The sequence below is a fragment of the Bacillus sp. MC1252 genome, from assembly GCF_056838025.1.
Genome location: NZ_CM166369.1, coordinates 2227712 through 2251530, shown reverse-complemented (window position 1 = coordinate 2251530; position 23819 = coordinate 2227712). Strand labels below are relative to the sequence as shown.

At 41.5% G+C, this 23819-nt stretch carries 24 protein-coding genes and 1 other annotated feature; of the genes, 21 read left to right on the top strand and 3 right to left on the bottom strand.

What is annotated here, in order from left to right; genetic code table 11:
• Window positions 1–17: 17 nt before the first annotated feature.
• The 19 genes from yqfD (at window position 18) to ACYH0L_RS11380 (ending at window position 19218) form a co-directional block, all read left to right on the top strand.
• Window positions 18–1208 carry a sporulation protein YqfD gene (gene yqfD / locus ACYH0L_RS11470; RefSeq protein ID WP_230030404.1) on the top strand — a complete coding sequence of 397 codons (1191 nt, stop codon included), beginning with the start codon at window positions 18–20 and terminating at the stop codon, window positions 1206–1208.
• Window positions 1209–1211: 3 nt separating this feature from the next.
• Window positions 1212–2171 carry a PhoH family protein gene (locus tag ACYH0L_RS11465; protein ID WP_034319485.1) on the top strand — a complete coding sequence of 320 codons (960 nt, stop codon included), beginning with the start codon at window positions 1212–1214 and terminating at the stop codon, window positions 2169–2171.
• Window positions 2172–2285: 114 nt separating this feature from the next.
• Entirely contained in the window at window positions 2286–4397 is a 2112-nt protein-coding gene (locus tag ACYH0L_RS11460; RefSeq protein WP_370461107.1) for an HD family phosphohydrolase, read from the top strand.
• Window positions 4398–4877, top strand: a complete 480-nt coding sequence (ybeY, locus tag ACYH0L_RS11455) for an rRNA maturation RNase YbeY (RefSeq protein ID WP_099726608.1) — start codon at window positions 4398–4400, stop codon at window positions 4875–4877.
• Window positions 4855–5241: a diacylglycerol kinase family protein gene (locus ACYH0L_RS11450; protein WP_099726609.1), complete on the top strand. Its 387-nt coding sequence runs from the start codon at window positions 4855–4857 to the stop codon at window positions 5239–5241. The genes ybeY and ACYH0L_RS11450 overlap by 23 nt, the downstream gene beginning before the upstream one ends.
• Before the next feature lie 113 nt (window positions 5242–5354).
• Entirely contained in the window at window positions 5355–5753 is a 399-nt protein-coding gene (locus tag ACYH0L_RS11445) for a cytidine deaminase (RefSeq protein ID WP_008356263.1), read from the top strand.
• The gene (gene era / locus ACYH0L_RS11440; protein WP_099726610.1) at window positions 5746–6651 is read left to right on the top strand and encodes a GTPase Era; all 906 of its coding nucleotides are present in this window, start codon (window positions 5746–5748) and stop codon (window positions 6649–6651) included. Before ACYH0L_RS11445 ends, era begins: the two co-directional genes overlap by 8 nt.
• A 147-nt stretch (window positions 6652–6798) precedes the next feature.
• A complete protein-coding gene (locus tag ACYH0L_RS11435; RefSeq protein WP_003217288.1) occupies window positions 6799–6942 on the top strand; it encodes a YqzL family protein in 144 nt (47 codons plus the stop codon).
• A gap of 35 nt (window positions 6943–6977) precedes the next feature.
• A complete protein-coding gene (gene recO, locus ACYH0L_RS11430) occupies window positions 6978–7748 on the top strand; it encodes a DNA repair protein RecO (RefSeq protein ID WP_410608519.1) in 771 nt (256 codons plus the stop codon).
• A gap of 39 nt (window positions 7749–7787) precedes the next feature.
• Window positions 7788–7965 (top strand) — a binding site (T-box leader).
• A 113-nt stretch (window positions 7966–8078) separates the two neighbouring features.
• A complete protein-coding gene (glyQ, locus tag ACYH0L_RS11425) occupies window positions 8079–8966 on the top strand; it encodes a glycine--tRNA ligase subunit alpha (protein WP_003217487.1) in 888 nt (295 codons plus the stop codon).
• Window positions 8959–11004, top strand: a complete 2046-nt coding sequence (glyS, locus tag ACYH0L_RS11420; protein ID WP_482354025.1) for a glycine--tRNA ligase subunit beta — start codon at window positions 8959–8961, stop codon at window positions 11002–11004. Before glyQ ends, glyS begins: the two co-directional genes overlap by 8 nt.
• A 166-nt stretch (window positions 11005–11170) precedes the next feature.
• Complete coding sequence (gene ccpN / locus ACYH0L_RS11415; protein ID WP_099726784.1) at window positions 11171–11809, top strand: transcriptional regulator CcpN; 639 nt, start codon at window positions 11171–11173, stop codon at window positions 11807–11809.
• Between the two features lie 25 nt (window positions 11810–11834).
• A complete protein-coding gene (locus ACYH0L_RS11410; protein ID WP_099726612.1) occupies window positions 11835–12656 on the top strand; it encodes a pyruvate, water dikinase regulatory protein in 822 nt (273 codons plus the stop codon).
• 261 nt (window positions 12657–12917) lie between these two features.
• Window positions 12918–13418, top strand: a complete 501-nt coding sequence (locus tag ACYH0L_RS11405) for a YaiI/YqxD family protein (protein WP_099726613.1) — start codon at window positions 12918–12920, stop codon at window positions 13416–13418.
• A 33-nt stretch (window positions 13419–13451) separates the two neighbouring features.
• Window positions 13452–15281 (top strand): DNA primase, encoded by a 1830-nt coding sequence (dnaG, locus tag ACYH0L_RS11400; RefSeq protein ID WP_099726614.1) that lies wholly within the window; start codon window positions 13452–13454, stop codon window positions 15279–15281.
• Between the two features lie 201 nt (window positions 15282–15482).
• A complete protein-coding gene (gene rpoD, locus ACYH0L_RS11395) occupies window positions 15483–16604 on the top strand; it encodes an RNA polymerase sigma factor RpoD (RefSeq protein WP_008342392.1) in 1122 nt (373 codons plus the stop codon).
• Window positions 16605–16906: 302 nt separating this feature from the next.
• Window positions 16907–17266, top strand: coding sequence for a cytochrome c550 (gene cccA, locus ACYH0L_RS11390; protein WP_034319511.1), 360 nt, complete (start codon window positions 16907–16909; stop codon window positions 17264–17266).
• A 121-nt stretch (window positions 17267–17387) separates the two neighbouring features.
• Window positions 17388–18104 carry a tRNA (adenine(22)-N(1))-methyltransferase gene (locus ACYH0L_RS11385; RefSeq protein ID WP_099726615.1) on the top strand — a complete coding sequence of 239 codons (717 nt, stop codon included), beginning with the start codon at window positions 17388–17390 and terminating at the stop codon, window positions 18102–18104.
• Window positions 18097–19218, top strand: a complete 1122-nt coding sequence (locus ACYH0L_RS11380) for a Nif3-like dinuclear metal center hexameric protein (protein ID WP_099726616.1) — start codon at window positions 18097–18099, stop codon at window positions 19216–19218. The genes ACYH0L_RS11385 and ACYH0L_RS11380 overlap by 8 nt, the downstream gene beginning before the upstream one ends.
• Before the next feature lie 34 nt (window positions 19219–19252).
• Here the strand turns inward: ACYH0L_RS11380 and ACYH0L_RS11375 are convergent, their stop codons facing one another.
• The gene (locus tag ACYH0L_RS11375; RefSeq protein WP_230030401.1) at window positions 19253–20197 is read right to left on the bottom strand and encodes a 4-hydroxy-3-methylbut-2-enyl diphosphate reductase; all 945 of its coding nucleotides are present in this window, start codon (window positions 20195–20197) and stop codon (window positions 19253–19255) included.
• A gap of 157 nt (window positions 20198–20354) precedes the next feature.
• Entirely contained in the window at window positions 20355–21071 is a 717-nt protein-coding gene (vrrA, locus tag ACYH0L_RS11370; protein WP_099726618.1) for a VrrA/YqfQ family protein, read from the bottom strand.
• Between the two features lie 155 nt (window positions 21072–21226).
• Here vrrA and ACYH0L_RS11365 point away from each other — a divergent pair, with 155 nt between their 5' ends.
• Window positions 21227–22546, top strand: coding sequence for a DEAD/DEAH box helicase (locus tag ACYH0L_RS11365; RefSeq protein ID WP_099726619.1), 1320 nt, complete (start codon window positions 21227–21229; stop codon window positions 22544–22546).
• Window positions 22547–22555: 9 nt separating this feature from the next.
• Window positions 22556–23449, top strand: coding sequence for a deoxyribonuclease IV (locus ACYH0L_RS11360; RefSeq protein ID WP_230030400.1), 894 nt, complete (start codon window positions 22556–22558; stop codon window positions 23447–23449).
• A 49-nt stretch (window positions 23450–23498) separates the two neighbouring features.
• Here ACYH0L_RS11360 and ACYH0L_RS11355 read toward each other — a convergent pair whose 3' ends face one another.
• Entirely contained in the window at window positions 23499–23753 is a 255-nt protein-coding gene (locus ACYH0L_RS11355) for a DUF2624 domain-containing protein (protein WP_034319529.1), read from the bottom strand.
• Between the last annotated feature and the right edge of the window lie 66 nt (window positions 23754–23819).

The following is a 23819-nucleotide window of genomic DNA, read 5'->3' as shown; positions in this document are numbered from 1 at the left end:
TGACGGAGGGGAGAAGCGTGAAAAATAAATGGTTTGCCTATTTTATTGGCAGAGTGGAAGTGGAGATCAAAGGAAACGGCATTGAGCGGCTTATGAATGAGTGCACGAGACAGGGGATCACAATTTTTCAAGTGAGCCGCCGTCAGGACAGCGTGCGCTTATTTATTCGCTTATCAGATGTACATGCCTTTAGAAAATTACGTAGACATCATAAGGTGAAATGTTCATTTCATCAAAAGAAGGGTTTTCCATTTCTTCTTATGTGGTCAAGGAAGAATATTGGGTTCACCCTTGGGATTGTTTTCTTTCTGGTGACGATATTGGCTCTTTCAAACATGGTGTGGAAAATTGATATCACAGGTGCAAACCCAGAGACAGAGCATCAGATGAGAAAGCATTTAGACGACATTGGGGTACAAAAAGGCCGTTTTCAGTTTCTTATGGGGACACCTGAAAAAATTCAAAAATCCCTGACAACCAATATTAAAAGCATTACATGGGTCGGCGTTGAATTAAACGGTACGACATTTCAAATGAAAGTCGTTGAAAAAAATGAGCCTGAAAAAGAGAAATATACGAGTCCTCAGCACATCGTTGCTAAGAAAAAGGCCGTCATCACGAGGATGTATGTAGAAAAAGGAGAGCCGCTAGCCGCGGTCGATGAACATGTGAAAAAAGGGCAGATGCTCGTCTCAGGACTAATTGGCAGTGAAGATCAACAAAAAACGGTAGGAGCCAAAGCGAAAATCTATGGTGAAACATGGTATCGTTCTGAAGTTTCTGTCCCTCTTCGAACATCTTTTGACGTCTTTACGGGTAAAATGAAGACAAAGCACAAGCTCTCCGCATTTGGAGGTTCACTACCATTTTGGGGATTTTCCTTTAAAAAAGATGATTTTGAGCAGCCAAAAATAGAAACAGAAGAACATCCACTTCATTTCTTAAACTTCCAGCTGCCATTCTCCTATGAAAAGGAAATCACACGTGAAAGTGAAAAAATCAATCGAGAATACACAAATAAAGAAGCAGTTCAAGCAGGGATTAAAATAGGTAGAAAAGAATTAGAAGAGAAGCTAGGTCAAACAGGTGAGGTGAAAAGTGAAAAAGTTTTGCACGAGACAACAGGGAATGGTAAAGTTAAGTTAATCATCCTTTACCAAGTAATAGAAGATATTGTTCAACCAACACCTATTGTTCAGGGAGACTAGAGAATGACAGAACATTTACTTGAGATTCAACAAAAATTGGATAGCCCAAACGAAGCCATCGCTTTATTTGGCAATCAAGATGCTTATCTGAAACTGATGGAAAACGAGCTGAATGTCTCCATTATTACACGTGGAGAGAAAGTGTATGTTTCTGGTCAGGAAGCATCAAGAGATACAGTGAGCCAGTTGATTACATCTCTCTTACATCTCATCCGTAAAGGAATCGAGATTTCTGAACGGGATGTCGTCTATGCGATTAAAATGGCGCAAAAAAACAAGCTGAATTATTTTGAGAATATGTATGAAGATGAAATTACGAAAAATGCCAAAGGTAAGTCGATCAGGGTGAAAACGATCGGTCAGCGTGAATATGCTGCGGCGATGAAGAAAGATGACCTCGTCTTTGGGATTGGGCCTGCTGGTACAGGTAAAACGTATTTGGCAGTCGTTAATGCGGTACATGCTCTGAAAAATGGACATGTGAAACGGATTATCCTGACAAGACCAGCCGTTGAGGCAGGAGAGAGTCTTGGCTTTTTGCCAGGCGATCTAAAGGAAAAAGTAGATCCTTATTTAAGACCACTATATGATGCCTTGCATGATGTGCTTGGCAGTGATCATACGGAACGTTTAATTGAGCGCGGTGTCATTGAAATAGCGCCTCTCGCCTATATGAGAGGGCGGACGCTCGATGATGCATTTGTGATTTTAGATGAAGCGCAGAATACAACGCCAGCCCAAATGAAAATGTTTTTGACGAGACTAGGGTTTGGCTCTAAAATGGTCATTACAGGAGATATTACACAAATTGATCTGCCAAAGGGCATGCAGTCAGGCCTTGCGGCTGCAAAGGACATGCTTGCAGAGATCAAGGGCATCTCATTCATTGAATTAGACCAGACAGATGTGGTCAGACACCCGCTTGTGGCGAAGATCATTGGCGCATACGAAAAGCAAAAATGAACTGAGTGACCCGATCGTCTTCATCGGGTCATTTTGTTTCGATCGTGGTTTAAAGTAAAAAAGGAGGTACTTTCCTTGAGAAAGAATCAGAAAGGCAGTAAGCGCAAAAGACTGCTGTCTAAAAAAGAACCTCAGAAAATGGAGCGCTCACGTTATTTAAACGTTTTGCTATACGCTGGTTTAGCAGCCATTCTGTTCGTGGTGCTCTTCTTCCATGTAAAGCCTGAATCGCTCGACTTAGATTTGTTTTCAGTGAGCGAACAGACCATCTATTCTCCGTCAACCGTCGATGATCAAGAAGCGACAGAAGAAAAGAAGCAAGAAGCAACGGATCAAGTAGAAGATCAGTATACGCTCAAAAAAGCATATTCTGACAATCGTGTTGACCTCATCTCATCCCTCTTTGAAGCCATTAAAGAAGAGAAGAAAGCCGCTGATGAAAAAGAGAACCCGCCAACAGATCAAGAAATGGTCAAGCGTGTAAAAGAAAAACTCACAACAGATATGCAGGAAGCTGTTTCGGATCAATCCATCAAAGCACTGCTCCAAGCAAGTGACGAAAATCTCTCTTTTACTAAGGATTCCATCATCACAGTGGTGAATTCACTGATGAGTAAAGAAATCACAGCAGCTAAGTTACAAGATGAGAAAAAACAAGTGAAAACAGAGCTTGAAAACAATTCGATTCCTTCAAAATATTTAAATGCAGCGAAAGAAATCGGTGAATTTGCGATTATTCCAAACTATGTATTTGACCCAGTGGCAACAGAGAAGAAAAGGCAAGAAGCAGCTGATAATATTCAGCCGGTTCAAATCAAGCAAGGGCAAATTTTAGTGGAAGAAGGGGAACTGATCGACCGTGAAGTTTATCGCAAATTAGAGCTGACCGGCCTGTTAAACAGCTCAAATTTGTTTAAGCCTGTAAGCGGTCTTATGATATTGATCGGCCTTTTCTTAGCGGCGATTATTCACACATTAGAAACGAGGAAAAAATCGCTTGTCCATAAGAATAAATCGTTACTGCTTTACTCGCTTATTTTCACCATTATTTTAATCATCATGGAAGTATTCAGTCTCTTCCAGGAAACGAAATACACGACGATAGGCTATGTCGTGCCAGTTGCGCTTGGGACGATGCTGATCAAGCTGCTGATCAATGAGCGGTTAGCGATCTTCTCTGGCCTTGTATTTGCCCTTTGCGGAAGTATGATGTTTAATCAAGGAGTAACCGGCGTCTTTAACTATGTTATCTGTGCGTATTATCTCATTAGCGGGATGGCGGGCATTTTGTTTTTGAGAAAACATAACGCGAGATCGAAAATTTTGCAGGCAGGGCTTTTGGTGGCTTTGACGAATGTTCTTGTGGTTTTATCAATCACGCTGATCCAAAACTCCTCTCCGTCAGGACTTGAAATCGGTGTGAACCTCATGATGGCGATTGTGTCAGGGTTTGCATCAGCTATTTTGGTTATTGGGTTAATGCCTGTCTTTGAAAGCATGTTTGGCATTCTTTCGACAATGAAGCTGATTGAATTATCGAATCCAAATCATCCGCTGCTCAAAAAGATTTTAACAGAGACACCAGGTACATATCATCATAGTGTCATGGTGGCGAATTTAGCGGATGCTGCTTGTGAAGCAGTCGGCGCAAACGGGCTTTTAGCGAGGGTTGGCGCTTATTATCATGACATTGGGAAAACGAAAAGACCGCAATACTTTATTGAAAACCAAATGAACATTGATAATCCGCATGACAAGCTTTCCCCACAGCTGAGTAAAAATATTATTATTGCCCATACGACAGATGGTGCTGATATGCTGAGAGAAAAGAAGTTTCCTGAAGAGCTTGTCGATATTGCAGAACAGCACCACGGGAAATCTCTTTTAAAGTTCTTCTACTACAAAGCAAAAGAACGTGATGATCAGGTGACAGAAGAAGAATTTCGTTATCCTGGTCCAAAACCGCAATCAAAAGAAGCGGCGATCATTTCTGTGGCTGACAGCGTTGAAGCTGCGGTTCGGTCAATGCATAATCCAAATCCAGAGCGGATTGAAAAACTTGTCAAAGGCATTATTTCAGATAAAATGCAGGACGGGCAATTTAGTGAATGTGATCTGACATTTAAAGAATTAAATATTATTAGCCAAACGATTTGTACAACATTAAAGGGGATTTTCCATTCTCGGATTGAATATCCAGATGCCCCGAAACAGAAGGTGAAGTAAATGACATTGTTAATCGATTTAATAGATGAAACAGGACAAGTATCAAAAGAGCATCTTGAAGAAATGGAAAAGCTTCTTCAATTTGCTGCGGATGCCCTTGAGGTAAAAGATCAAGCGGAAGTATCAGTGTCGATCGTCTCGAATGAAGAAATTCATCAAATCAACAAAGAATACAGGGGAAAGGACGCACCAACAGATGTGATCTCCTTTGCACTTGAGGAAGAAGGAGAAGGTGAGATTGAGATCATTGGCGCGGGCGACATCCCGCCGGTACTCGGTGACATTATCATTAGTGTTGATCGAACGAAAGAGCAGGCAGAAGAATATGGACATTCCTTTATGAGAGAGCTTGGATTCTTAACGATTCATGGTTTCCTTCATTTACTTGGTTATGATCATATGACAGAGGAAGATGAGAAAGAAATGTTCGCCAAACAGACAAAAATTCTGGATGATTATGGCCTTTCGAGATCATCGTAAGAAACGCAGCCCGCTTGCCCGTTTTTTTCGGAGTTTTTATTATGCATTTAGAGGAATCTGGCGAACTTTCTTGAATGAACGGAATTTTCGATTTCATACAGTCGCAGCCATCATCGTGGTGATCTGCGGCTTTTGGTTTCACATTGAACCGGTCGAATGGATGATCGTGCTTCTTTTATGTGGGGGAATCTTTGCACTTGAACTTGTCAACACAGCCATTGAACATACAGTGGATCTTATGACAGAAGAAAAGCACCCGCTTGCAGAAAGAGCAAAGGACGCTGCAGCAGGCGCTGTTTGCGTTTACGCCGCGATTTCGGTTATGATTGGGTTGATGATCTTCCTGCCGAAGATCATGCAATAGAACAATATTACTATTTATTAACATTTTTAGAAATGGGCGTGAAAATGTCACGTGAATTATGTAAAATATAAATGTGACAGTGGGTCCATTTCTTCTGAAAGTGGGAACTAGGAATGAACAAACAAGAGTTGATTTCAGAAGCAATCAAAGCAAGAGATTTTGCATATGTACCCTATTCAAAATTCAAAGTCGGTGCAGCATTATTGTCGAATGATGGAAAAGTGTATGGCGGCTGCAACATTGAAAATGCAGCATATGGCATGTGTAATTGTGCGGAAAGAACAGCACTTTTTAAAGCTTATTCAGAAGGCATCACATCTTTTCAAATGCTTGCAGTAGTGGCTGATACAGATCGACCTGTTTCACCGTGCGGCGCATGCAGACAGGTCATTTCAGAGCTATGTGCACCTGATATGCCAGTGATCCTAACAAACTTAAAAGGACATATATACGAAACAACAGTAAACGAACTATTGCCAGGCGCATTTTCACCGGAGGATTTAAATGACTAACGAAAGCTTCAAATCAGGATTTGTATCAATTATTGGAAGACCAAATGTAGGTAAATCAACCTTTCTTAATCGTGTCATTGGACAAAAAATTGCCATTATGAGTGATAAGCCCCAAACGACGCGAAACAAAGTTCAAGGTGTCTTGACAACCAACACGTCACAAACGATTTTTATCGATACACCAGGCATTCATAAACCTAAGCATAAGCTAGGTGATTTTATGATGAGGGTGGCTCAAAATACACTGAAGGAAGTCGACCTGATCTTGTTTATGATCAACGCAAAGGAAGGTTATGGCAAAGGTGATGAATTCATCATTGAACGACTAAAGCAAACATCTACACCGGTGTTCCTTGTCGTCAATAAAATTGATCAAATTCACCCAGATGAACTGTTCCTTTTAATTGATGAATACCGCACACGTTATCCGTTTAAGGAAATTGTGCCAATTTCAGCTCTTGAGGGCAACAACATTGATACGCTTCTTCAGCAAATTGAAGGTTATCTTCCAGAGGGCCCTCAATTTTATCCAGCAGATCAAGTAACAGATCATCCAGAGCGGTTTATTATTTCTGAATTAATTCGTGAAAAAGTGCTGCATTTAACGAGAGAAGAGATTCCTCACAGTATTGCGGTTGCGATCGAATCAATTAAGCCAGATGAAAATGGCAAGATCCATGTGGCGGCGACCATTGTCGTAGAACGTGATTCACAAAAAGGGATCGTTATTGGTAAACGAGGCAGCTTATTAAAAGAAGTGGGACAAAAAGCGCGCAGAGATATTGAAGCACTTCTAGGCTCAAAAGTATACCTGGAGCTTTGGGTAAAAGTTCAGAAGGACTGGCGTAATAAATCCACTCACTTGCGTGACTTCGGATTTAGAGAAGACGAATATTAAAAATCGCTGCATTTGTCATAAAATCTGACAATGGTGCGGTTCGATTAGTAAAAATTGTTTATCATGAAATGGAGGTAGCCTGGTCAAGATAAAGTTAATATGTTGGATGTAGCGTTGCTGCTTCTAATAAAGAAAGGTGGGGTTTTTATGTTGAATTTTACATGGAACGTATTTTCACAAACAGGAAGCGTTGACACGTATCTGCTTTTCAAAGAGTTAGAAAAGGAGAACCTGGAAAGACCCGATGTACTTGAAGAAGAGATAGCACGATTTGATTTTCCAATCTTATAATTCTTGACCCCCTCCAACGCTCGGAGTGTAGACAAATGCTCATTAAAAGTGAAGGAATCGTTCTTAGAACAACAGATTATGGCGAAACAAACAAAATTGTCACGCTGCTCACTAGAGAGCATGGGAAAATTGGTGTGATGGCAAGAGGTGCTAAAAAATCAAACAGCCGCCTGTCAGCCATAAGCCAGCCGTTTTTATACGGAACCTTCCTTATCCAATCATCAACAGGACTTGGAACGCTCCAGCAAGGTGAAATGATCGAAAGCATGCGGGCCATCCGGGAAGATTTATTTCTGACTGCATATGCCGCATATATGACAGAATTACTCGATAAAGGAACGGAGGAAAAGAAGCCAAACCCTTATTTGTTTGAGCTCCTTCTTCAATCTTTACGTCATCTCAATGAAGGCACAGATGCTGATATTATTTTATTTATTGTAGAGGTTAAAATGTTATCAGTGATGGGGATGAAGCCTGAACTGGATCAATGTGTACACTGCGGTCAAAAAGAAGGGCAGTTCCATTTCTCGATTAGAGATAACGGATTTATTTGCCAAAATTGCTTTTCTAAAGATCCATATAAACTGCCCTTATCCCCAGCAGCTGCAAGACTGCTTCGTTTGTTTCATTATTTTGATTTATCAAGGCTTGGTCAAGTTGACGTGAAACCGCAGACTAAACAAGAAATTCGTCAAGTGCTGGATCACTACTATGACGAGTATTCAGGCCTTTATTTAAAATCAAAAAAATTCATGAATCAGATGGAATCCATGAAAAAGCTAATGGGTGAAGAAAACAAAAGTTGACATCTTCCATGACTTTTTGTAAGATCATCTAAGATAAAATATGTTGCATTGACAGAAAGAAGTACTTACGTATAATCCATAAAAGCGACCTTAGGACGGTGTAAGCTAAGGATGGAGGCGTAACGAAAGGCATTCTTGAGCAACGTAAAACAAAGCGGCTGGGTGCTACGACACCAGCAAATAGGGTGGAACCGCGGGAAAAACTCTCGTCCCTATGTTTGCAAGGAACCTTGTGAGCATAGAGACGGGAGTTTTTGTGTTCTCTTATGAGGTTCTAGTCCCCACCCGCCATACATAGCGGATGGTGTAGAAAAGACGGAGGTGCGATCATTGAATATTCAAGACATGATTTTGACGCTGCAAAAGCATTGGTCAAATGAAGGCTGCGTATTAATGCAAGCGTATGACACAGAAAAAGGTGCTGGAACGATGAGTCCATACACGTTCCTGCGAAGCATCGGACCAGAGCCGTGGAAGGTAGCGTATGTAGAGCCTTCTAGACGCCCGGCTGATGGCAGATATGGAGAAAATCCAAATAGATTGTATCAGCATCATCAATTTCAAGTGATCATTAAGCCATCACCTGACAATATTCAAGAACTGTATCTTGAATCATTGAAGGCGCTTGGCATTGACCCGTTGAAACATGATATTCGTTTTGTTGAAGACAACTGGGAAAATCCATCTCTTGGCTGTGCAGGGCTCGGCTGGGAAGTCTGGCTTGATGGCATGGAAATTACGCAATTTACGTATTTTCAGCAAGTCGGCGGCTTAGAATGTAAGCCAGTTTCTGTTGAAATCACATACGGTATTGAACGTCTTGCCTCTTACATCCAAGACAAAGAAAATGTCTTTGACCTTGAATGGACAGACGGATTTACTGTAAGAGATTTATTCTTAATGGCTGAATATGAGCACTCTGTTTATACATTTGAAACATCTAATACTGACATGCTGTTCGATTTATTTACAACCTATGAGAAAGAAGCACATAGCCAAATGGACAAAGGACTTGTTCACCCGGCATACGATTATGTACTCAAATGTTCTCATACATTTAACTTGCTCGACGCAAAGGGCGCTATATCTGTCACTGAGCGAACCGGCTATATTGGAAGAGTACGTCAGTTAGCGCGAAAAGTGGCTAAAACGTATTACGAAGAACGAGAAAAACTTGGATTCCCTATGTTGAAAGAGGAGGCGGCTTCTCATGAATAAACAAGATGTATTACTCGAAATCGGCTTAGAAGAGATGCCGGCTCGTTTCATGCCAGAGAGCACAAAGCAGCTAGGTGAGAAAGTAAAAGCTTGGTTTGAAACGCAAAATATTTCATTCGAAGATGCTGTTTTATTCAATTCACCAAGACGCCTTGCTGTGCTTGTCAAAGGTGTCGCAGAAAAACAAGAAGACATCAAAGAAGAAGCAAAAGGCCCAGCTAAAAAGATTGCTCAAGACGCTGAAGGCAATTGGACAAAAGCGGCTGAGGGCTTTGCCCGCGGACAAGGCGCTTCAACAGAGGATCTCTATTTCAAAGAGATCAAAGGTGTGGATTATGTCCATGTCCAAAAGTTCCAAGAAGGAAAGCAAGTCAAAGACCTTCTCCCAGCGCTAGGTGAGATTGCCGCTTCATTAAGCTTTCCAAAGAACATGAGATGGGGAAGCGAAGATTTACGCTATATCCGTCCGATTAAATGGATTGTTTGCTTATTCGGGCAAGAGATCGTACCCGTTGAAATTGCAGGCGTAAAAAGCGGACGGGAGACAAGAGGACATCGCTTCCTCGGTACGACAGCCAGCATTGACTCACCTGCTTCTTATGAGCAAACATTACACGATCAATTTGTCATTGCAGATGCAGGTAAAAGAAAGCAATGGATTACTGAGCAGCTAAATGCCCTTTCTTCAGAAAAAGGCTGGGTCATTCCAGTTGATCCTGAACTTCTAGAGGAAGTCAACGATCTTGTTGAATACCCAACAGTGTTGTTTGGTTCCTTTGAAGAAGAGTTCCTTGCATTGCCGGAAGAAGTATTGGTCACGACAATGAAAGAGCATCAGCGCTATTTCCCTGTGAAAAATGAGCAAGGAGAATTGCTGCCTCATTTTATTACGGTCAGAAACGGAAACAGTGAGGCGCTGGAAAATGTCGCAAGAGGAAACGAAAAAGTACTTCGTGCGCGTTTATCAGATGCTGCATTCTTCTATAAAGAAGACGAAAAACTAGTCATTGAAGACAATATTAAAAAGCTTGATAAGGTTGTATTTCATGAGAAGCTTGGAACAATTGGTGACAAGCTGAAGAGAGTGACAGATATTGCGACCCGCCTAGCAGCGCATGTCAGCACAGATGACGAAACAACAAAACGTGTCGCAAGAGCAGCAAGTATTTCTAAGTTTGACCTTGTGACTCAAATGGTCTATGAATTCCCAGAATTACAAGGAATCATGGGTGAGAAATATGCAAAAGCACTTGGCGAACACGAAGAAGTCGCAAAGAGCATAAACGAACACTACATGCCGCGTTTTGCCGGTGACAAGGCGCCTTCGACTCTGATTGGTGCGATTGTCGCAGTAGCGGATAAACTAGATTCTATTTGTTCGTTCTTTTCAATTGATGTGATTCCAACGGGTTCTCAAGATCCTTATGGACTCAGAAGACAAGCGAGCGGTATCGTTCAAATCCTGCTCGACCGTCATTGGAATATTTCATTTAAAGAGCTGTTAGCACTTGCTCAAGTAGAGGCAGAACATGAAGCTGCTCTGATTGAGTTTTTGACGCAGCGTTTAAAATATGTCCTCCAAGCAGAGCATATCCGTCATGATGTGGCCGATGCAGTGCTTGATGTTGAAAATATTGAGCCTTATGCGGTCGTGAAAAAAGCAGCTGTTCTTGAAGAGAGCGTGAAACAAGAAAGCTTCAAAGAAACGGCTGAGGCACTTGGCCGCGTCATTTCAATCAGTAAAAAAGGGGAAGATGTAGAGATTCAGCCTGCACTGTTTGAAAATGAGCACGAGCAAAAGCTATTTGAGGCGTATCAGCAAGTAGAGAAAGCTGTTAAGGGACATGTGGCAGCAGGAGAATACAACTTAGCACTTGAGGCGTTAAATACCTTAAAAGCGCCGATTGTTCATTATTTCGATCACACAATGGTTCATGCGGATGATGAAAAACTGAAGCAAAATCGTTTGGCACAGATGGTCAAGCTAGCTAAAGTCATTCAATCATTTGCGAATATGAACAATTTAATTGTAAAATAAATACCTAAGAACGGTTGCCTTTTGAGAAGGGCAATCGTTTTTTACTCATTTAATTCACGGTTTTTGAGCGGATTTTTGTTTCATTCGGACAAAGATGCGCTATAATATGATGAGTTATGAAAATGATATACATAAAGTAAAGATTCGCTCTCTCTATTTAAAGGTGGTGAGTACAATCGAGTTAAATAAACGGCAAGAGCAGATTTTACAGATTGTCAAAGAGAATGGTCCGATCACTGGAGAGCATATCGCCGATCGGCTGAACTTAACAAGGGCTACCCTCAGACCGGATTTAGCCATTTTAACAATGTCTGGATTTTTAGAAGCAAGGCCAAGGGTCGGCTACTTTTTTACAGGAAAAACAGGCACGCAGCTTCTGGCAGATAAGCTGAAAAAACTCCAAGTGAAAGATTTCCAATCCATTCCAGTGGTGATACATGAGAATGTTTCGGTTTATGATGCGATTTGTACGATGTTTTTAGAGGATGTGGGCACATTATTCGTTGTGGACGATCACTCTATTTTAACAGGCGTGTTATCAAGAAAAGACCTCCTTCGAGCAAGTATTGGAAAACAAGAGCTTCCATCTATACCTGTCCATATTATTATGACAAGAATGCCGAACATCACCGTTTGCCGCAAGGAAGATTTCATTATGGATGTGGCCAAGCACTTGATTGAAAAGCAAATAGACGCACTTCCTGTCATAAAAGAAACGGATAAAGGCTTTGAAGTTGTCGGCAGAATTACGAAAACAAACATGACGAAAATACTTGTTAGCTTATCGGAGAATGAAATTATCTAATTACAGAAGACTGCGAGGGGATGTTATGAGTAATCGCGTAATTTTTGTTGTATCAGATTCAGTAGGAGAAACCGCAGAGCTCGTGGTCAAAGCGGCACTTAGCCAATTTGATGGCGGTTCATCAGACCATTCAAATATTAGAAGAATCCCATATGTTGAGGATATCGGTACGATTAAAGAAGTCATTTCACTGGCGAAAGCAGATAACGGGATCGTCTGCTTTACTCTCGTTGTGCCAGAAATGCGTCAATTTTTAATAGAAGAGGCAGAAGCAAACGGAGTCGTTTACTATGACATCATTGGTCCACTTATTGATAAAATGGAGACCGCATATGGAAATGAAGCGAAACATGAGCCGGGTCGTGTACGTCAATTAGATGAGGACTATTTTAAAAAAGTAGAAGCCATTGAGTTCGCTGTAAAGTATGATGATGGCAGAGATCCAAGAGGCATTCTAAAAGCTGATATTGTGCTCATTGGTGTATCACGCACGTCCAAGACACCGCTTTCTCAATATTTGGCGCATAAGCGGCTGAAGGTAGCGAACGTTCCGATTGTTCCTGAAGTAGATCCGCCAGAAGAGTTATTCTCAGTTGATCCAAAGAAATGCATTGGCCTGAAAATTAGTCCAGACAAACTCAATCATATTCGTAAAGAACGTTTAAAATCTCTAGGTTTAAATGATCGAGCAATTTATGCGAACATCGAGCGGATTAAAGAGGAACTAGAGTATTTTGAAAAAGTGGTTGACCGAATTAACTGTCAAGTTGTCGATGTATCGAATAAAGCAGTTGAGGAAACGGCGAATGTCATTCATCAAATGCTGACCAAAAGAGGTTCCGAATAAACTCAGGATGCTCCTCCTGGGTTTTTCCTATGGTGGGAAACGGGTAAACAAAAATAATGGCATATTTGCTGCATTTGTATTATAATAAAAAATTGTGATAAAATGATTGATTTTAGGTTTAAGTTAAGTCAAGAACGAATAAACTAATATTGGCAGAAGTCAAGTGATTCTGAACATAACTTTTCGACAAAATGAGTTTTACTGTTGATTGCTTTATGGGGGAAAAGTATGGTCTTTTTGCTTCTTTAAAGCAGGAATAAGGTGGAGGGATGGAGAATTAGTCACCTGAATGAACGTAAAAGAGAGAGGACGATTTATGTCGATGCAGATGCTTGTCCTGTAAAAGACGAAATCCTTTCTGTCGCATCTCAGTTTCAAGTACCTGTGACTTTCATTGCTTCATATGAGCATTTTCAAACCAAAAGATCACCACTTGAAGATTGGCGGTTTGTAGATACACATAAGGAAGCAGCGGATTTAGTCATTGCGAACTCAGCTGCCGCACATGATATTGTCGTCACCCAAGATATTGGTCTTGCCTCCTTACTGCTTCCAAGACATGTCATTGTTCTGTCTGAAAGAGGACGGATGTACACAAACGAAACAATTGATTTTGATTTGGAACGCAGGCATGTTTCCAGCAAACAGCGAAGAAAAGGTATATACGGAAAAGGTCCCAAAAAGCTTTTGGAAGAGGATAAAAAGCGATTTATTACGCAACTACAAAAAATCCTGTCGAATCATGAAGGATTTTTGAATTAAAAGGCGAATAATGTACGACGGAGTGTTATTAGGATGAGCAAACGTATACCAGATGAACTTTTGGAGCAGATCCAAAAAAACGCAGACATTGTCGAAGTGATTGGAGAATACGTACAGCTTAGAAAACAAGGTCGAAATTACTTCGGTCTTTGTCCATTCCATGGTGAAAATACTCCTTCATTCTCTGTTTCAGCAGATAAGCAAATCTTCCATTGTTTTGGCTGTGGTGCTGGAGGTAATGTGTTTTCGTTCCTCAGACAAATGGAAGGCTACTCATTTATTGAAGCCGTTTCACATGTTGCTGATAAGTACCATATTGATTTGCCTGATCATGTAGCGAATGCTCAGATCAGTTCCTCTCAGCAAGAGGATACAGCAAATCATAAAATGATTGAGGCACATGAGCTTCTTAAGAAATTTTACCACCATTTGCTGGTAAATACAAAGGAAGGTCAAAACGCACTCGATTATTTACGGTCCAGAGGCTTTACGGATGAAACAATTGCCAAGTTTGAGATCGGGTATGCTCTTGACTCTTGGGATTTCATGACCAAGTTTTTAGAAAAACGAGGGTTTGATCCTATGATGATGGAGAAAGCTGGTCTTTTGATTCAACGAGAAAACGGCACAGGCTTTTTTGATCGTTTTAGGGATCGTGTCATGTTTCCAATTCATGATCATCACGGGACGGTCGTCGCTTTTTCCGGAAGATCACTTGGTAATCAGCAGCCTAAGTATATGAATAGTCCTGAAACGCCACTTTTTCATAAAAGTAAGCTGCTCTATCACTTTCATGACGCGCGTATGCATATTAGAAAACGCGAACGGGCGGTCCTTTTCGAAGGATTTGCTGACGTCATCTCAGCTGTCACATCTGGTGTTGGCGAAAGTGTTGCAACAATGGGTACGTCTTTAACAGAAGAGCACGTTAAACTGCTCAGACGGAACGTAGAAGAGATCATCCTCTGTTATGACTCTGACACGGCCGGATATGAAGCGACCATGAAAGCGTCAGATTTGCTTGGAAAAAGAGGATGTAAAGTTCGCGTTGCCATGATACCAGATGGACTCGATCCAGATGATTACATTCGTAAATATGGCGGCGAGAAATTTAGGAATGACATCATAGATGCAAGTGTGACATTAATGACATTTAAGATGAATTTTTTCCGAAGAGGAAAGAATTTATCAGACGAAGGAGACCGTCTTGCTTATATGAAGCAAGTTCTCCGAGAAATCAGCCGGTTAAACGGCTCCTTGGAACAAGAGATTTACATGAAACAGCTTGCTGGAGAGTTCTCGATCTCACTTGACTCATTAAAGGAACAACTGGAGCTGTTTGAAAAGCAGCAGCGGCAAGAAGCCAAAAGCACGCAGGAAGAAAGTGGGCTTGAAAAACGGCGTGCACATTTGTCAACACAGGTGAGAAGAAAGCGTCTGCGGCCGGCATATGAAAATGCAGAGAGAATGCTGCTTGCTCATATGTTAAAAAGCGATGACGTGATCCGCAAAGTGCTTGACAGAGTAGGGATTGAATTTAATATAGATACGCACAGGGCGCTGGCAACGTACATTTATGCATTGTATGAAGAAGGCAAAGAACCGACGCCGCAGCACCTGATGAACCGGTTGGAAGATGATGTGATAAGTCAGCTTCTGACGGATATATTAATGATTCAAGTTGGAGACGAACTAAGTGAAGCTGAATTAAGTGATTATGTAAAAAAAGTGTTGAATCATCGGAATTTGTCAATGATAAAGGAAAAAGAACTAGAACGTGCAGAGGCGGAGAGGCAAAAAGATTTCTTCAAAGCGGCAACACTTGCAAAAGAAATTATTCAGTTGAACCGTTCGCTGAAGTAATACGTCTAATATTTATGACAAGACTTACGGCTGGCAATGAATCCTTTAGGGGAGGAGCATAAGACCGCAAGCATCTTGCCTTCATCATTATTTATTTTATTCCTATTTGCTCATCTGTTTGATAGAGAGAGAAAAGCAGAGCGGATGCAAATCGCAAGTTACTTTAGAATTCGTTGCAAGCTTTGGAAGGAGGGATCCATAATGGCTGATAAACAAGCCCACGAAACCGAAACTGAATTAACCTTTGAACAGGTGAGAGATAAGCTCACTGAAACGGGTAAAAAACGGGGCGTTTTAACATACGAAGAAATTGCAGAGCGTATGTCTAGCTTTGAAATTGAATCAGACCAAATGGATGAATACTATGAATACTTAGGCGAACAGGGTGTAGAGCTCATCAGTGAAAATGAAGAGACAGAAGACCCAAATGTTCAGCAGCTGGCTAAAGCAGAAGAGGAATTTGACCTGAATGATTTAAGCGTACCACCAGGTGTCAAAATTAATGATCCTGTTCGTATGTACTTAAAAGAAATCGGACGCGTCAATTTGTTATCTGCTAAAGAAGAAATTACGTATGCTCAAAAGATCGAAGAAGGCGATGAGGAATCAAAAAGAAGATTAGCGGAAGCGAACCTTCGTCTCGTTGTCAGTATTGCGAAACGCTACGTCGGTCGTGGTATGCTTTTCCTTGACTTGATTCAAGAAGGAAACATGGGGCTCATGAAGGCAGTTGAGAAGTTTGATTACCGCAAAGGATACAAATTCTCAACATATGCGACTTGGTGGATTAGACAGGCGATCACGCGTGCCATTGCCGATCAGGCGAGAACAATCCGTATTCCAGTTCATATGGTGGAAACCATTAATAAATTGATCCGTGTTCAAAGACAGCTTCTGCAAGACCTAGGCAGAGAACCAACGCCAGAGGAAATTGCTGAAGACATGGATTTAACCCCAGAAAAGGTAAGAGAAATTCTTAAAATTGCACAAGAGCCTGTCTCTTTAGAAACACCTATTGGTGAAGAAGATGACTCGCATCTTGGTGATTTTATTGAAGACCAAGAGGCGACGTCTCCATCTGACCATGCTGCATACGAATTGTTGAAAGAGCAGCTTGAAGATGTATTAGACACGCTAACGGACCGTGAAGAAAATGTGCTGAGACTACGTTTCGGACTAGATGACGGAAGAACACGCACGTTAGAAGAGGTTGGAAAGGTGTTTGGCGTAACAAGAGAGCGTATCCGCCAAATTGAAGCGAAAGCTCTTCGTAAATTAAGACACCCAAGCAGAAGTAAACGATTAAAAGACTTCTTAGAATAGAAACCGGACGGATCTTGAAAGAGATCCGTTCTTTCTTCATCAAAATGAAAACGCTTTTTTCAATCTGATTATATTTTACTGAATAACAAATGAATTTGCAACGTTCTTAGAGAAAAGATGTATAAAAAATACATCAAAATGTGCTGCAGGCTTCATTTCTCATCATGATTCATTTTTGTCTAATCTGTGAACTTGACCAAAGTTTTGTATCATAATTCGTTTACTTTTTGTAAAATTAAAGTAGAATTAGAATTGTTTGCATAGTCTCAAAGGGGTTTTTCACAAAGGGGAGGATGAAAGAAATGAAACGGAATCCACTTATACCATTTTTATTGATTGCCATTTTAGGAATTGGACTCACTTTTTTCTTATCAATGAAGGGGCTGAAGGATGAAGAAAAAATTGCCTCTGGTGGCGAAGAGCAAAAGCAAGAGGAGACAGCAAATGCGACGCCGGAAGAATTGTATAAGCAAAACTGTCTGAGCTGTCATGGGGAAAACTATGAAGGCGGCGCAGGTCCTGCATTAAAAGGTGTTGGTGACAAGCTTGAAGTGGCAGACATCAAGAAGAAAATTCAAGAAGGCGGAAACGGGATGCCAGGCGGGCTGATTCCGAATGAAAAGCTAGATGAAATGTCAGAATGGGTTTCCAAAATTAAATAATGTGACGCAAAAAGCTCTTTTTGATAAGAAGAGCTTTTTTCATTTGAAAACGACTTTTAAAAAGTCCATAATTTATATAAGATAGACAAGGGATGAACATTAAAGAAAAGTAGTGATATGTATGAATGAAATGAATTTATCGAAACGATTAAAAAGAGTTGCAGACTTTTTACCAAATGAGGCTGTCTTTGCTGATATCGGCTCAGATCATGCCTATTTGCCATGCTATGCGATATTACATCAAAAAGCAGTAAAAGCCATTGCTGGTGAAATTACAGATGGACCGCTCCAATCTGCGAAGCAGCAAGTACATAGACTTGAATTAGATGAACAGATCTCGGTCAGAAAAGGAAATGGCCTTGAAGTCATTGAAAAGGGCGAAGTGAATGCAGTCACGATTGCAGGTATGGGCGGAGCACTCATCGCAAGCATTTTAAATGACGGCAAGCATAAGCTCACAGGCCGCGAGCGGCTCATTCTTCAGCCAAATATCCATGCTCACCACATTCGTTTATGGCTCTATCAAGAGGGGTATGAATTGATGGGTGAAGTCATTTTAGAAGAGGATGGCAAAATATACGAAATCATCATCGCCGAAAAAGGCGACAAAGATAAAGCCTATGAAGGAATGTCAGTAGAAACAGGCATGCTAGTTGGTCCGTTTCTTGCGAAAGAGCAAAATGACGTCTTCCGGCGCAAGTGGATGCAAGAGCTTCAGCATATGGAGAAAATAGAAGGTCAAATTCAAGAGGCAGCTCCGACAGAAGAAAACAAAGAGCGCCAGAAAGAGCTGAAAGCGAAAATAAAGATTCTAAAGGAGGTTTTGACTGTTGACTAAAACAGTAAACGGGCATGAAATCATCCAATTGTTTGAACAATTTTCACCAAAAGCATATGCCGTGGAGGGTGATAAAATTGGGCTCCAGATTGGAACATTAAATAAACAAGTCACCAATGTCATGATCACCTTAGATGTATTAGAGAATGTGGTAGATGAGGCGATTGAGCGGAATATAGATCTTATCATAGCCCACCACCCGCCGATTTTTCGTCCATTAAAAAATGTAGCGACAGATCAGCCGGCTGGACGTATCATTGAAAAGTGCATCAAACATGATATTGCGGTTTATGTGGCTCATACAAATTTAGACGTAGCGGATGGAGGAGTCAATGACTTGCTTGCTGAGGCATTAGAGCTCAAGGAAACAAGTGTGTTAGTTCCGACATATGAAGATCAAATCAAGCAGCTTGCACTTTATGTTCCAGAGGAATTTGAAGAGGCCATCAGAACGGCTTTAGGAAATGCGGGAGCTGGTCATATTGGCAACTACAGCCATTGTGCTTTTTCAAATGAAGGGACAGGCAGCTTTCTGCCATCAGAAGAAGCTGAGCCTTTTATTGGTGAGTCGGGTAAGCTGGAATTTGTGAAAGAAGTGCGGATCGAAACCATTTTCCCAGCAAGTATTGAAAAACAAGTGATTCGTGAAATGATCAAAGCACATCCTTATGAAGAAGTCGCCTACAGTGTACACACGACGGATCTTCCTCCTATTCAAAAAGGTCTCGGCCGCATTGGAGAATTAAGAGACCCTATGACTCTTGGGGAATTTACACAATTTGTAAAAGTGAAGCTAGATGTGAATGGTGCTCGTTTTGTAGGAGATCAGGAAGCGGTTGTGAAAAAGGTAGCTGTGCTTGGCGGAGACGGAAATAAATACATCCATCAAGCGAAAAGAATGGGTGCCGATGTGTATGTGACAGGAGACCTTTATTTTCATGTCGCCCACGATGCAATGATGCTCGGACTAAACGTAGTGGACCCAGGTCATTACGCAGAAAAGATCATGAAAGAGGGCGTGAAAGCGAAGCTTCAATCGCTATGTACGGATCAAAAGTATGATGTACAGCTCTTTGTGTCAGAATCAAACACAAACCCATTTCAGTTTATGTAAAAAAACGTCAGAGCACAGCAGCTCTGACGTTTTTTTATTTCTTCGTTTTTACGCGAGGTAATATTTTAGAAAGAGGAACAGCGTGTTCAACCTTCCAAGTCGATTCATTGTCCGGTTCATAGTTTTCTAGGAAGCGAATGACTTCTTTTGTAATAGGTGTTGGTGTTGAAGCACCAGCAGTCACGGCAACGGTTTTTACGCCTTGCAGCCATTCCAGCTTGAGCTCACTTAGGTCACCAATACGGTAAGCCTGTGTACCTGCAATCTCCATTGACACTTGTGCTAGACGGTTGGAGTTATTACTTTTCGGATCGCCGACCACAATGGTGAGATCAGCTTGCCCAGCTTGCTGTGAAACAGCTTCCTGACGTACTTGTGTCGCAAGACAAATTTCTTGATGGTATTCAACGTGCGGATATTTCTCCTTAATGAGCTCCATCAAATCATAGACATCCCACTGTGACATCGTCGTCTGATTGGTAATGAGCAGCTTATCTGACGTTAAATCCAGCGCCTCAATGTCAGCTTCTGTTTCAACAAGGTGCACTTTGTCTGGTGCAACTCCGACAGCTCCTTCTGGCTCAGGGTGACCTTTTTTCCCAATATAAATAATGTCATACCCATCGGCAGTTTTTTCTGAAATGAGTTCATGTGTTTTCGTTACATCTGGACAGGTCGCGTCAATGGCTACAAGGCCTTTTTCTTCTGCGATTTGGCGAACCTCGGGAGAAACGCCGTGGGCGGTGAAAATCACCGTTCCGCTTTCAACCTGCTTTAAAATGTCCAAGCGGTTTGGTCCGTCCAGTGTGTAGATCCCATCTTCTTCAAAGGCATCTGTTACATGTTTGTTATGCACAATCATACCTAATATATAAATTGGGCGTGGCAAGTTTTTATCCAGTGCGGCATTTTTAGCAATGACCATTGCATCCACAACGCCATAGCAATAGCCACGCGGCGATATTTTAATCACATTCATTTATTCGTCCTCCTGTAGGGAAGTGCTGCTAGAGAAGAACAATATAAAAAGCCGTAAAAAACGGCTTTTTATCATTCTCTTCCTTCCATTATAGCCAAAGTAAGCGCATATATCAAAGATTGTTATACGCGGTAACCACTTCGCCTTTCAAAGATTACTAGACATATAGTTTTGGAACAGAACTGCCAGCTCTTTTTTTCGGCTTTGCTTCAGGAGCAGGTGATGTGAGTGCAGCTGTTTTTTTGACAAGAATGTCCTCTGGTTCTTCATCTTCTTTTATTTCCTCTGCCTCATCAACTGGTGCTGTTTGTTCATGCGTAACTTCTGTTTCCTCGCCGAGTTCTTTTGGTTCTGCGTCTGCATCATTCACATTCGTTTCATCATCATCCGCACTGCCAAGCTGGCTGTACAGCTTAATCATCGCAGGCAGATTTCTCACTAAAGGGCCGTATTGCTGAATCATTGGTGTGAATTGCTGCGCCATTCCGAGCACTTTTTGAACATTTCCTAACATGCTTGAGAGAGTCGCAGGATTTGTGAAGCTCTGGATTCCTTGTAATCCCGCACCACCTCCAGAGACCCCTGCTCCCCCGGCTCCAGGAAGGAATTTAGCGAGCATGCCTTTAATTCCAGCTCCGCCGCCTAGTGCACGGCTCTCGCCCCCTGGAATACCGCCCATCCCATGTAAACCGCCGCCCTGTACAGACGGAGAGCGAGGCATCATTTGTTGAAATTGATTCCCTTGCCCTTGAAAAGGCTGTTCGATCGGAGCCTGCTGTCTCCTTTGGAAAATCCCGGGCTGTCCGCCATTTCCAAGGTGCCGGCGTGAGGGACGATGCGGCTGAAAATCGCCCATAGGCCTTTGCCCTAACATACTTGTACCTCCCTTACTGCATTCTCTTTCTCTTCATAGGTTATGCAAAGAAGCATCAATTGGTTTCCTGTAAGAAAAGCGGACATGGTTTTTTTGTTGAAAATCAGCTATAATGAGGAGATGAGCAAAAAGGCATTGCCTTAAGGAGTGAAAACATGAAAGAAACGAAATTTACGACATATGAATTAAAGCCTTTTATTATAGATGCTATTCATGAACTGGGCTTTTATGAGCCAACTGATATTCAAAGAAGAATCATCCCTGCTGTTTTAAAAGGAGAAAGCGTCATTGGTCAATCACAAACAGGAACAGGAAAAACCCATGCGTACTTATTGCCGCTTATTCATTCAATCGATCCAGGCAAAGAGCAAGTACAAGTGGTGATTACTGCACCAACACGAGAATTAGCCAATCAAATTTTCAAAGAAGCCCAAACGATCTTAAAGAATACTTCTCCGGAAGAAGAAATTAAAGCAAAGCTTTACATTGGCGGAACGGACAAGCAGAAATCCATTCAAAAGCTAAAGAACCAGCCGCATTTGGTTGTCGGCACTCCTGGACGTATTGCTGATCTTATTCATGAGCAAGCGCTGAATGTATACAAAGCGACTTCTCTTGTTATTGATGAAGCGGATTTAATGCTGGATATGGGATTTTTAGAAGATGTGGACCGTATTGGTGCACAAATGCCAGAAAAGCTGCAAATGCTTGTGTTCTCAGCAACCATTCCGGAAAAATTAAAGCCTTTCCTTAAAAAATATATGGACAATCCAAAGTATGCCCATGTTGAACCAAGACGTATTACCGCTGAAAACATTCAGCATATTTTAGTCCCGTCTAAACAACGTGACAAATTAAAATTGCTGCATGAGATGGTGACAAATGTACAGCCTTATTTAGGAATCATTTTTGCCAATACAAAATCAACCGTTGATGAAATTGCTTCATTCCTTCAAGAAAAAGGAATGAAAATTGGTGTGCTTCATGGCGGATTAACGCCGCGCGAACGTAAAAAAGTCATGAAACAAATTGATGATTTGGAGTTCACCTATATTGTGGCGTCTGATCTTGCAGCCCGCGGAATTGATATTAAGGGCGTCAGCCACGTGATCAACTATGAACTTCCATCTGATCTTGATTTCTATGTTCACCGTGTTGGAAGAACAGCTCGAGCTGGTTCCTCTGGAATTGCGATGACCATTTATGATCTCGCTGATGAGGATGCACTTGTTCAGATTGAGAAAATGGGTGTTGTGTTTGAGAACAAAACCATTGTTCATGGAGAATGGCGAGATGCGGATGACCGTCTGAAGCGTCAAAGACGTAAAAAAGCACCAAATGAAATTGAAGAAAAAGCGAAGCGTCTTGTGAAAAAACCGAAAGCCGTCAAACCTGGATATAAAAAGAAAATGACACGTGAGATGGATAAAATCAAAAAGCAGGAACGTAGAAAGTCAAAGCGTAACGGAAAGTAGGGGGAAACATTGTTGAAGATTGGATCACATGTATCCATGAGCGGAAAACATATGCTTCTTGCAGCGAGTCAAGAAGCTGCCTCTTATGGTTCGAATACTTTTATGATTTATACAGGTGCACCACAAAATACACGCCGTAAAAAAATTGAAGACCTTAATATTGAAGCTGGACAAGCGCATATGAAAGAGCATGGCATGACAGATATCGTCGTTCATGCACCGTATATTATCAATATTGGAAACACAGTGAATCCAGCGACATTCGAGCTTGGAGTGGACTTCCTTCGCTCAGAAATAGAGCGTACGGAAGCACTTGGCGCAAAACAAATTGTTCTCCATCCAGGTGCGCATGTCGGAGCAGGGGCAGAAGCGGGAATTCAAAAAATCATCGAAGGTTTAAACGAAGTCATTGTGAAAGGGCAAGAGGTCCAAATCGCACTTGAAACAATGGCAGGCAAGGGCTCAGAGTGCGGAAGAAGCTTTGAAGAGCTTGCCCAAATTATCGACGGTGTGACACATAACGAAGCACTTTCTGTCTGCTTTGATACGTGTCACACGCACGATGCTGGTTACCCGATTGTGAGTGACTTTGACGGTGTGCTGGAAGATTTTGATCGAATCGTCGGTATTGACCGAATCAAAGTTCTTCATATTAATGACAGTAAAAACGTACAAGGCGCAAGAAAAGACCGACATGAAAATATCGGTTTTGGTGAAATTGGCTTCGATGCATTGAACTATATCGTGCATCATCCGCAGCTTCAAGATGTGCCGAAAATTCTAGAAACGCCTTATGTAGGTGAAGATAAAAAGAACAAAAAGCCACCTTACAAATTCGAAATTGAGATGCTGAAAGAAAAGCAGTTTGATGAAGGCTTACGAGAAAAAATTATGGGTCAGTAAAAAAAGCATGCAATGTGATGAGGTGCCGCTAAATGCGGCCCTTTTTTGCCTAATTTGTAAATTGGTTAAACAGATCATTGACAGTCTGTGCTGTTTGTTTAGAAGTAATCGCTTCCACTTGCTTAAGAAGCCGACTGCGCTCTGCATCATTAAAAATATTGACGTTCTTCCCATTCATGAGTTTGGCGACTTCAGCAGCCTGAGTTGATGTTAAGCTAACCCCATACTGTTTCGCATACCTTAACAAATCATTTGCTGTGATCTGGTTGAGCCGTTGCAGCACAATTTTTTGAATTAAGATCAATTCCATTCCTCCCCTCTGTAACAATGTATGGTCGAAAACGGAAAATGTGCAAAAAATTTAATTTTA

Excerpts from the sequence above, each read along its gene's own strand:
- ACYH0L_RS11465 (WP_034319485.1), top strand. The coding sequence starts at position 1,212 with ATGACAGAACATTTACTTGAGATTCAACAAAAATTGGATAGCCCAAAC.
- ACYH0L_RS11375 (WP_230030401.1), bottom strand. The coding sequence starts at position 20,197 with ATGAATGTGATTAAAATATCGCCGCGTGGCTATTGCTATGGCGTTGTG.
- era (WP_099726610.1), top strand. The coding sequence starts at position 5,746 with ATGACTAACGAAAGCTTCAAATCAGGATTTGTATCAATTATTGGAAGA.
- cccA (WP_034319511.1), top strand. The coding sequence starts at position 16,907 with ATGAAACGGAATCCACTTATACCATTTTTATTGATTGCCATTTTAGGA.
- ACYH0L_RS11410 (WP_099726612.1), top strand. The coding sequence starts at position 11,835 with ATGAGTAATCGCGTAATTTTTGTTGTATCAGATTCAGTAGGAGAAACC.
- ACYH0L_RS11445 (WP_008356263.1), top strand. The coding sequence starts at position 5,355 with ATGAACAAACAAGAGTTGATTTCAGAAGCAATCAAAGCAAGAGATTTT.
- rpoD (WP_008342392.1), top strand. The coding sequence starts at position 15,483 with ATGGCTGATAAACAAGCCCACGAAACCGAAACTGAATTAACCTTTGAA.
- vrrA (WP_099726618.1), bottom strand. The coding sequence starts at position 21,071 with ATGTTAGGGCAAAGGCCTATGGGCGATTTTCAGCCGCATCGTCCCTCA.
- ACYH0L_RS11450 (WP_099726609.1), top strand. The coding sequence starts at position 4,855 with ATGGCCTTTCGAGATCATCGTAAGAAACGCAGCCCGCTTGCCCGTTTT.
- ybeY (WP_099726608.1), top strand. The coding sequence starts at position 4,398 with ATGACATTGTTAATCGATTTAATAGATGAAACAGGACAAGTATCAAAA.
- dnaG (WP_099726614.1), top strand. The coding sequence starts at position 13,452 with ATGAGCAAACGTATACCAGATGAACTTTTGGAGCAGATCCAAAAAAAC.
- ACYH0L_RS11435 (WP_003217288.1), top strand. The coding sequence starts at position 6,799 with ATGTTGAATTTTACATGGAACGTATTTTCACAAACAGGAAGCGTTGAC.
- glyS (WP_482354025.1), top strand. The coding sequence starts at position 8,959 with ATGAATAAACAAGATGTATTACTCGAAATCGGCTTAGAAGAGATGCCG.
- ACYH0L_RS11365 (WP_099726619.1), top strand. The coding sequence starts at position 21,227 with ATGAAAGAAACGAAATTTACGACATATGAATTAAAGCCTTTTATTATA.
- recO (WP_410608519.1), top strand. The coding sequence starts at position 6,978 with ATGCTCATTAAAAGTGAAGGAATCGTTCTTAGAACAACAGATTATGGC.
- ACYH0L_RS11385 (WP_099726615.1), top strand. The coding sequence starts at position 17,388 with ATGAATGAAATGAATTTATCGAAACGATTAAAAAGAGTTGCAGACTTT.